At 47.9% G+C, this 9,010-nt stretch carries 10 protein-coding genes; 7 read left to right on the forward strand and 3 right to left on the reverse strand.

Going from position 1 to position 9,010, the window contains the following annotated elements:
* The first annotated feature begins 42 nt into the window (after positions 1-42).
* The 7 genes from thyX to Q0256_RS09970 all read left to right on the forward strand — a co-directional run bounded on the left by thyX (position 43) and on the right by Q0256_RS09970 (position 6,488).
* The gene (gene thyX, locus Q0256_RS09940) at positions 43-678 is read left to right on the forward strand and encodes an FAD-dependent thymidylate synthase (protein WP_297962627.1); all 636 of its coding nucleotides are present in this window, start codon (positions 43-45) and stop codon (positions 676-678) included.
* Between the two features lie 34 nt (positions 679-712).
* Positions 713-1,459, forward strand: coding sequence for a hypothetical protein (locus Q0256_RS09945; RefSeq protein ID WP_297962629.1), 747 nt, complete (start codon positions 713-715; stop codon positions 1,457-1,459).
* Between the two features lie 222 nt (positions 1,460-1,681).
* Complete coding sequence (locus tag Q0256_RS09950; RefSeq protein WP_297962631.1) at positions 1,682-2,278, forward strand: DJ-1/PfpI family protein; 597 nt, start codon at positions 1,682-1,684, stop codon at positions 2,276-2,278.
* Between the two features lie 466 nt (positions 2,279-2,744).
* Positions 2,745-3,440, forward strand: a complete 696-nt coding sequence (gene ung, locus Q0256_RS09955; RefSeq protein WP_297962633.1) for a uracil-DNA glycosylase — start codon at positions 2,745-2,747, stop codon at positions 3,438-3,440.
* Positions 3,441-3,611: 171 nt separating this feature from the next.
* A complete protein-coding gene (locus tag Q0256_RS09960) occupies positions 3,612-4,418 on the forward strand; it encodes a transporter substrate-binding domain-containing protein (RefSeq protein ID WP_297962635.1) in 807 nt (268 codons plus the stop codon).
* A 439-nt stretch (positions 4,419-4,857) separates the two neighbouring features.
* Entirely contained in the window at positions 4,858-5,664 is an 807-nt protein-coding gene (locus Q0256_RS09965) for a transporter substrate-binding domain-containing protein (protein WP_297962637.1), read from the forward strand.
* Between the two features lie 17 nt (positions 5,665-5,681).
* Entirely contained in the window at positions 5,682-6,488 is an 807-nt protein-coding gene (locus Q0256_RS09970) for a transporter substrate-binding domain-containing protein (protein ID WP_297962639.1), read from the forward strand.
* Positions 6,489-6,723: 235 nt separating this feature from the next.
* Here the strand turns inward: Q0256_RS09970 and Q0256_RS09975 are convergent, their stop codons facing one another.
* The 3 genes from Q0256_RS09975 to Q0256_RS09985 form a co-directional block, all read right to left on the reverse strand.
* Positions 6,724-7,467: a hypothetical protein gene (locus Q0256_RS09975; RefSeq protein WP_297962641.1), complete on the reverse strand. Its 744-nt coding sequence runs from the start codon at positions 7,465-7,467 to the stop codon at positions 6,724-6,726.
* A 97-nt stretch (positions 7,468-7,564) separates the two neighbouring features.
* A complete protein-coding gene (locus Q0256_RS09980) occupies positions 7,565-7,729 on the reverse strand; it encodes a hypothetical protein (protein ID WP_297962643.1) in 165 nt (54 codons plus the stop codon).
* Positions 7,730-8,189: 460 nt separating this feature from the next.
* The coding region (locus Q0256_RS09985; protein WP_297962645.1) for a magnesium chelatase domain-containing protein at positions 8,190-9,010 on the reverse strand (821 nt) is incomplete at its 5' end.

Consider the following 9,010-nt stretch of genomic DNA (forward strand, 5'->3'; position numbering starts at 1 on the left):
TGCGATAGCGTTAAAATGCGTTTAAAATTTCAAAGGATAAACATGCAAGTCAAACTTCTAAATTTCACTCCGCTTTGGGTCTGCTCAAACGCGATCCGCACCTGCTGGCAGAGCTTTGAGCGCGGCGATTGCGGCGGCGCCAAAGACCTGGCGCTAATAGATCGCGTCGGCAACCAACTCAAGCACTCAAGCACGCTCGAACACCTCTACTACAACTTCTACATCAGCGGCATCTCGCGCGCGCTGCTTCAGGAGCTGGCGCGCCACCGCCTAGCAAGCCTTAGCGTAAAATCCACGCGCTACACTCTCAAAGAATTGCGCGGCGAGGACAGCTTCGCGCAAGGGGATTTCGAAAACGCCGCGCGATACATCGTGCTTACGGGCAATGAAGCGGTCGATAACGCAAGCATAGCGGCTCTTGAAAACCTGCGTGTAATCTTACAAACCCCGATCAGCCTTGATATCGCAAAATACTGCCTGCCCGAGTGCTACAAGAGCGAGCTTAGCTGGAGCATAAACGCACGCAGCTTGCAAAACTTCCTCGCTTTGCGCTCTAGCAAGGCGGCACTTTGGGAGATCCGCGAGCTTGCGGGTAAAATTTACGAAGCGCTGCCGCAGGAGCATAAATTTATATTCCAAAGCTGCATGGCGGGCGAGAAGACGCAAGGCGAAGAGTAGCGCGCGGGATAAATTTAGATACAAAAGGGCAGCTATGATAAAACTTACGCAGATGAGAGCGGCTTTTGAAAAGGAGGAGCCGGACGCGCTTTATCTGAGCTACTTGGGATGGGTACAAACCCTGATTCCGTTTTGGAAGCAGGCTGCTGCGAGGATCGCGGAGCTAAGCGGCGCGGCGGATGAAAAAAGAGACAAGCATCTGCGCTCAATCGACAATTCTTTGCAGCTGATGCAAGCTTGGCGGTTTAAAAAGATAAAATACGTGCAAGCAAGAAGAAAAGAGATCGATAGCGCCATAAGTTTTATTCGAAACGGCGCCTTAACGCAGCAGGCATGCAGATACGCCTTTGCGCCCGTTTGTAGAAATTTAGCGAGCATTTTGCGCGGCTTTTTATACGTTTCGACTTTCGGCTATTCGGACGAGCAGCTTCCGACCGTATTTGCCCAAAAAATTTACGGCATTGCGCTGTGCCACACCCTCTTTCCTTTCGATACGGGCGATTTTGTGTATTATCTGCCGCGCGAAAAATCCATCCACACCGACGACCCCGCCGATTTGGACAACTGGCATTTGATGATGGAGATAGCGGGCGGCGATTTAGGGATTTCTGCGTTGATTGAGCGGCTAAACGAACACGCGTATGAAATTTGGACGAATTACAAAGCGCCGTTTGAATGGAAATACGACGAGGGGATTTGGAATTTAGAATTTGAGAATGTTTCAAAAAGGCTGCACTATGCGGGCGTGCGGGCTTTTGTAGGTCTGAGTAAAGCGGAATAAAAAGCGCGCAAAATTTTAAATCGCTTCTGAAATTTCATTCGCGGGCGGTAAAATTTCTGCTGCCCGACAGGATGAAATTTTAAAATTTTAGCCGAGCGGGCATTCGGTCGCTAAATTTAAATGGGCGTTTTAAACAGACGCTCGTTGCGGCTGCAGCGCTGAAAATTATAACGGCGCCGCGTCGAAAGCTCATAGGCGAGCGATAATTTTAAAGGACGGATTATGAAAAATCTAGCGCTTGTGATGTTTAGCGGACAGACGCACCTCGATTTTGTGGGATTTTACGATTGTATGCTAAGGCTCAAAGCCGTCCGTCCGCAGCTTGAGATGAGGTTTTGCTCGCGCGAGCGACAGGTTTCGGATAGCGGCGGCCTTACGATCGATGCGGGCGAGATTACGACGGATCTAGGCGGCTTTGATGCGGTTTTTGTGCCCGGCGGTATGGCGACGCGCCGCCTTAAAGACGATACGAGCTTCATCTCGTGGCTCGCAACCGCGCGCGATGCGAAGTATAAGTTTAGCGTTTGCACCGGTTCGCTGCTTCTGGGCGCGGCGGGGTTTTTGCGAGGTAGGCGCGCGACTACGCATCCGTTTTGCTACGATCTGCTGGCGCCTTACTGCGCGGACGTGGTGCACGAGCGGCTCGTGTGCGAAAGCCTGCCCGAAGGAGGCGAGATCATTACCGCAGGCGGCGTGAGTAGCTCCATAGAGCTTGGTCTTTGCGTGATCGAGAAATTCGCGGGCATCCAGGCGCGAGAGGCTGCCGCTGCGGCGATGGATTATCCGTATTACGACCTTAGAGGCAAGCTCGTGCGATGAAATTTTAAAGCCGCTAAGATCGGCGGAGTAAAATTTTAAGACCGCAGCGTTTTTAAGTGAATAAATATCGATACGATGGACTTGAGACGAAATAGGAGATCACAAAGACAGCATGAAACCAGCTCAAATTTTATCGCTGCTTTCGCATATATCTTTCGGGTCGCTTATAGGTTGAAATTTAGAGATAATAACCCGTGGGAGTTCGCAATCGCGCTTTTTGCCTACGCGATTTTGTTTGCTTTTTATCCGTAGAGCTTGCTTAACGATAATAAAAAGACGATCGCCATGCTGCTATTTATGGCGCTTTTGATCGTGATCGTATAGCAGCGCCTATAAGTCGGCGGGATCGGTTGCGGCGGCGGCGCGGGAGATCCGTCTTTGATTGCAGCAGCGCGTGCGAGCGGTACTATTTTTAAAATTTATTGTAAAATTAGGACGTTAATTCATTAAAGCTTAAAGGGCTAGCATGCAGATAAATTTAGACGACGTGAGGATTGAGAGCGGCTGGAAAGAGGCGCTTAGAGAGGAATTTTTAAGCGAGTATTTTGCGAAGATCAAAGAAAACCTGCTCGCCGCAAAGGCGCGCGAGATCGTCTATCCGCCGGGAAATTTGATCTTTAATGCCTTTAATCTCACCCCGTTTGAGCGGGTGCGTGCGGTGATTTTGGGGCAGGATCCCTACCACGGCGCGCATCAGGCGATGGGGCTTAGCTTTTCGGTGCCGCGCGGCGTGCGAATTCCGCCCAGTCTCGTAAACATCTACAAAGAGATTAAGAGTGATCTGGGTATCAGCGAGCCTGAAAGCGGCGATCTGAGCTACTGGGCGAAGCAGGGCGTGCTGCTACTTAATGCGAGCCTTAGCGTGGGCGCGAACCGCGCGAACTCGCACAGCGGCTTCGGCTGGCAAATTTTCACCGACGCCGTGATTAAAATTTTAAGCGCGAGGCGGCAAAATTTGGTCTTTATGCTGTGGGGAAATTTCGCCAAAGCCAAATCGGCGCTGATCGATGCGCAGAAGCATCTCATTTTAACCGCCGCGCACCCCAGTCCGCTTGCAGGAGGGGCGTTTTTCGGCTGCAAGCATTTTAGCAGATGCAACGAATATCTGCGCGCGCACGGTCTGGGAGAGATCGATTGGGATCTAAATCACGGCGCAGATTAAATGTATTTTAAATGAAATTTGCGTAAAATGCGCCGCAAAATTTCAAAGGTAAAGAAATTTTAAAAAATATCGAAAGGAGAAGTGAGCGAATAATATACGACCAGCTTAAGACGGCTTGCCGAAGCGACGCGAATGCGCGGCTAGGCTAATCATTGTAATTAAAGGAACGATATGAAAAAGATAATTTTGGGAATTTTATTGCTATTTACAAGTAGTGTAGTGGCAAATACTCTATCTGAGATTAGGCAATCGGGCAGTGTGCGCGTAGGCGTATTTGAGGCGCAACCGCCTTTTAGTAAATTTGAAGACGGCAAATTTCAAGGATTTGAGGTGACCCTAGCCGAGGCGCTATCAAAAGATATATTCGGTGGCAAGGCGGGCAAGGTAGAATTCGTACCCGTAAAGGCTAGTGAGCGTTTAAAAGTGTTGGAAGAAAATAAAGTAGATATGGTGCTTGCGACCTTTACGATCACAAATGAGCGTAAGCAGGTGGTCGATTTTACGACGCCGTATTTCGCAGTAAATATCGGCGTGCTAACCCGCAAGGGCGATAAGATCAAAACTATGTCTGATTTACACGGTAAGCCGATCATTGCAGAAAGCGGTACGACTAGCGAGGCTTATTTTAAAAAAGAGGGTTTTGAAATCATAAATTGTGCTACTGCAAATGAATGCTATAAAATTCTAAAAGAGGGCAAGGGTGCGGGCTTTGCACACGATAATTTGTTGGTTCTTGCTTACGCAGTCGTAGATAGCGATACTGAAGTAAATATTAAGAATTTAGGCGTTTCAGATTTCTTGGGTATTGCGGTTTCTAAGGGCAATAAGGATCTGCTTGAGTTCTTAAATGGCGAGCTAGTCAAGCTAAGCAAGAACGGCTTTATGAAAAAGACCTACGACGAGACTATCGAGCCGTATTACAAGGGCACTGCGGAGAAAAAATATTTCTTGCTGGATGATCTTTATAGCCTATTTTAGGCGGGCATAGCGGTACGGCTCGCCTGCATTTGCTTGCAGTAAGCATAGCTGTGTGCTCTCGCCAGGTAAAATTTAAAAGGCTTACATAGCCTTGCTATTTTGCCCGACTTTGCGAGCTTGGATTTGGATTGCAAATTCTACTAACGCGCCGTTGCGGAATTTATAAAATTCCATAGAATTTCGCAGCGGCGTACTATTTTTGCGCGGCGCTAATAGACACACAGAATTATAGCTAAGCGATAAAATTAATGAGAGTAGGCGGAGCCCGGCGCAAAGACGGTAAAATTTAAAAAGCCTCTATCATTATGTTTAGAAATTTTAGTTGCGAAATTTTATCGCTAAGCTCGTAATTTAGGGAATAATTTCAGTTTTGGTAAAATGAAATTTTAAGAAAATTTACATTACAATTACGAAAAATTTAAAATTCAAGGAGGAAATTATGAAAAAGTCATTTTTTCTTATTCTATTGTCGGCGATCTTTGTTTTTGCGAATTCCTTAAGCGAGATCAAGCAAAGCAAGGTTATCAGAGTGGGCGTTTATGAAAACGAGCCGCCTTTTAGCAAGTCAAGTGAGAAGGGCTTTGAAGGTTTCGAAGTCGAGCTTGCCAATGCGCTAGCCGGTAAAATTTTCGGTTCTACCGGCGGCCGCATCGAGCTTATACCGGTAACGAACGAAGTGCGCTTTCCGATGCTGCAAAACAATCAGGCAGATATGATAATCGCAGCCGCAAGCATCACCGAAGAGCGTAAAGGCAGCGTAGATTTTTCGATGCCGTATTTTACGGTGAATTTGGGAATTTTAACGAAAAAAGACTCAAATATTCACAAAATAGGCGATCTGATGGGCAAAAAGATCGGTATCATCCGCAAGACTACCGGCGAAGCGTATATCAAAAAGGACGGCGGTTATAATGTTTCTTATTGCAACGATTCGGTCGATTGCTACAGGAGATTAAAAAGTGGCGAGATCGACGGGTATTGCAACAACAACCTTTTTGTAATGGTCTATCCGGTCGTAGATCCTGCAGTCGAGGTCAATATAAAAAATTTAGGCGATAATGTATTCTTAGGCGTCGCGGTGCAAAAGGGTAACGCGGAGCTGCTAGAAGCGATCAATAAAGGCTTGATCGCGCTTAGCAAAGAGGGCTTTTTCAAAAAGGCTTATGAGGACACTTTCGAATCCTTCTATAAAGGCACCGTCGATAAAAAATATTTCTTACTCGACGATCTTTACAGCTTTTTTTAATAAAAAAGGAATTTGAAATGAAAAAATCACTGTTTTTAACTCTTTTATCTTGCGTTTTTGTATTTGCGAATTCTTTAAGCCAAATAAAGCAGAGTAAAGTCATTCGTATCGCCGTTTATGAAAATGAACCTCCGTTTAGTAGGGTCACGGACAACGGCTTTGAGGGCTTTGACGTAGAGCTTGCTAATGCAATCGGAGGCAAAATTTTAGGCGATACCGGCGGCAGGATCGAGCTCATACCGGTATCGGCGCAAGCTCGCTTTCCGTCCATTCAAAATAATCAGGCGGATATGCTTATCGCGGCTGCAAGCGTTACTGAGGAGAGAAAGAAAAATTATGAGTTTTCGATGCCCTATCTTTCGGTAAATTCCGGAGTTTTAACCAGAAAAAGCGACAATATCCAAAAAATGAGCGATCTACGAGGTAAAAAAGTAGGCGTCATCCGCGGCTCGACGGGCGAAGCGTTTATGCAAAAGGACGGCGGCTACAATCTAGTGTATTGCAAAAATTCCTCCGATTGCTACAAGCGGTTAAAGAGCGGCGAGATCGACGGCGCGTGCGACGATAATCTATTTGTGATGGTCTATCCGGTCGCAGATCCTAGCGTCGAGGTTAATATCAAAAGTCTTGGCGAGAACGTATTTTTAGGCATCGCGATGCAAAAGGGCAACGCAGATCTCGTAGAAGCCGTCAATCAAGCGCTCATCTCGCTTAGCAAAGAGGGCTTTTTCAAAAAGGCGTATAACGATACTTTCGAGCCTTTCTACAAAGGCACCGTCGATAAAAAATACTTCCTTTTAGACGACATATACAGCTTCTTTTAAAATTTTAAATTTTGATTGCGGGGTCGGGATTTGAAGCTTTACGGCTTTAAATTCTAACCCATGCATAACCGGTGTGTCATTAAAATTCCATCTCAAAATTTTGTCCTAAAATTTCATTTCAAATTTTATTAGTCCCACTGCCGCGCCTAAGTCAGCGTGCACATGGCAGTCGTAATCTTTAGTATTTGCGAGTATTTACGGCGCGCAAAATTAGATTGAATTAAACTTTAAAATTTTACTTCGAGCCCTTGGAATTTTTTAAATCCTGCATGCGCTCCTGCTGAGCCTGTACGAACGCGTCGTATCTGATAAAAAGATAATCTTTGATCTCAAAAATCATCAACGTAAAAATCGAAGGCAGCGTAAAAAATCTAATCGTCATAAACACCAGATCAAGCGCGCTTAGCTCATCCTCGCTCGCTCGATACCCTCCCGCACTTGCGGTTAAAATCCCATGCAACGCCTCGTAGTTGTAAAGGATGAAAATCGTCACGAAAAGCGTCGAGAGCTTCGATACGATCTTATTCATTATCTGCGCCACGTCTTCGTCGGCGATCACCGACATCGCAAACCACACGAGGGTGAAAAACAGCGGAAAGACGATGTTAAAATTTAGCGAGTTATCAAGCTTCTGTGCGCCTGTAACCGCGATGATCGCAAACACCGCCGCAAAGGGGATCACAAATAGCGCGAAGGTCATCGCCGATTTTATCGCCTTAAAAAAGCTATACGCAAGCAGAGGCGAGCCCAAAGCGAGCAAAAAGAGCGTCAGCGCGTAGTTTGCTTTGGCAAAATCGTATAGGTTAAACATCGCAAATACCGATGCTGCTGCAAGTAGCGGCACGCTGAGCTTAAACAGTATCCCGTATTTGGCGTAAGCGCGCGATACGACGGCGTCGAGCTTGCTAAATTTGACATTTAAGCTTTGCGCCTTGATGAAAAACAAAATGACGAATTTTACGATTACGTTTGGGCTCATACGCACCTTTCCGTTTAAATTTATAAAATTTATCCGCGCTAAATTTGCGAAATTTTATCCGCGGAGCCTGTCCGTAGAATTAGGCTTTGCCGACAGCTTATGCGGTCTGCGTTAAAATTTCATCGCGCTCTCGTTGCGTTGCTATCTTGCCGCCTTGTAGGCTCTGTCTTTTGGCTACGTGAGGCGGACCTGCGCGCTTTGGCTTGCATAGCGTCTCGCTAGCAAGCCTTTTCGGGTTGCGACGTGCTACGGCGGCGCCCATTCGGCTCGGCGCGCGATACTTTGCTTGCGGTATCTGCGTCGCGCCTGCACATGAAAGCTTAGCGCCGCTAAAATTTTACCGGCTCTTAGCCCTATGCGATACGTCCTGTGCGCCGCGATAGAATTTTGCGCGATGCAAGGACCTACCGAGCTTGGCTTTGCGCCGCAAAGCGCTTGCCTTGTATTGGCCTGGGATGCGGCGCGAATGATTAAAATTTAACCGCACCATTGCCGAGCCGTTTTAAAGCTCAAACGAATTTTTGAGCCGCTACGATACGTGAAATTCCAAAAATCGCGCCTTAGCGATCAAGCCCGTTCGCGCTTGCTTGTGAGCCATGCAAAAAGCGGCGCACTTGCGCCCTTCGCCGCGCCCATGCAAAAGCAACGCGTCCCTTGCTGCTCAAAGTCTATTTCCGCTTGCTCGCGCCGCCCGCCAAGCTGAAGCCAAGAAGCGCGCCGCCTCACATCCAATCTAAAATTTGCGTGATCTCGGTAGCGCGAAAAATTTTAAGCCCCTGCGCGTTTTGCGGCTTCATCGGGACGATCGCGTTTTTAAATTTCTGCATCGCGGCTTCCTTCAGGCGCGCATCGAGGTTGAAGATCTCTCTGATCTCGCCGTTTAGGCTCACCTCACCGATGAAGACGCTCTCTTTGCTGATCGGGCGGTTTTTGAAGCTGCTTACGATCGCCGCGACGACGGCTAGATCGCACGCCGTTTCGGTGATCTTTACGCCGCCGCTTACGTTTACGAAGACGTCGTATCCGCCAAGCCCGATCTCAAGCTTGCGATCAAGCAGCGCCAGAAGCATATCGAGGCGGTTTTTATCAAAGCCCGTGGCGCTACGCTTCGGATAGCCGCTCTCGCACACGAGCGCTTGGATCTCTACGACGAGCGCGCGCGTACCCTCCATCGTGATCGTGATCGCCGAGCCGCTTACCGCCTTGCCGCGCGTGAAAAATTTACTCGCGACGTCCTTGGCGCTTACGAGCCCGTGCGGCCCCATCTCGAAAATCCCCACCTCGCTCGTAGCTCCGAAGCGGTTTTTAAAACCGCGTAAAATTCTAAGCTGCTTGCTTGCATCGCCCTCGAAATACAGCACCACATCCACCATATGCTCTAATATGCGCGGGCCTGCGATCGAGCCCTCTTTGGTGATGTGGCCGATGATGAAGATCGAAATCCCGCGCGCTTTGGCAAGTCGCATCAGCTCAAACGTGATCTCGCGCACCTGCGTGATCGAGCCAGGCGCAGAGGAGGCCTTGTCGCTAAAAAGTGTCTGGA

This window comes from uncultured Campylobacter sp. (assembly GCF_937949835.1).
Taxonomy (GTDB): domain Bacteria; phylum Campylobacterota; class Campylobacteria; order Campylobacterales; family Campylobacteraceae; genus Campylobacter_B.

What these genes read in the sequence shown, in the direction of transcription:
- thyX (WP_297962627.1), top strand. Translation starts at nt 43, where the DNA reads ATGCAAGTCAAACTTCTAAATTTCACTCCGCTTTGGGTCTGCTCAAAC.
- Q0256_RS09945 (WP_297962629.1), top strand. Translation starts at nt 713, where the DNA reads ATGATAAAACTTACGCAGATGAGAGCGGCTTTTGAAAAGGAGGAGCCG.
- Q0256_RS09950 (WP_297962631.1), top strand. Translation starts at nt 1,682, where the DNA reads ATGAAAAATCTAGCGCTTGTGATGTTTAGCGGACAGACGCACCTCGAT.
- ung (WP_297962633.1), top strand. Translation starts at nt 2,745, where the DNA reads ATGCAGATAAATTTAGACGACGTGAGGATTGAGAGCGGCTGGAAAGAG.
- Q0256_RS09960 (WP_297962635.1), top strand. Translation starts at nt 3,612, where the DNA reads ATGAAAAAGATAATTTTGGGAATTTTATTGCTATTTACAAGTAGTGTA.
- Q0256_RS09965 (WP_297962637.1), top strand. Translation starts at nt 4,858, where the DNA reads ATGAAAAAGTCATTTTTTCTTATTCTATTGTCGGCGATCTTTGTTTTT.
- Q0256_RS09970 (WP_297962639.1), top strand. Translation starts at nt 5,682, where the DNA reads ATGAAAAAATCACTGTTTTTAACTCTTTTATCTTGCGTTTTTGTATTT.
- Q0256_RS09975 (WP_297962641.1), bottom strand. Translation starts at nt 7,467, where the DNA reads ATGAGCCCAAACGTAATCGTAAAATTCGTCATTTTGTTTTTCATCAAG.
- Q0256_RS09980 (WP_297962643.1), bottom strand. Translation starts at nt 7,729, where the DNA reads ATGGGCGCCGCCGTAGCACGTCGCAACCCGAAAAGGCTTGCTAGCGAG.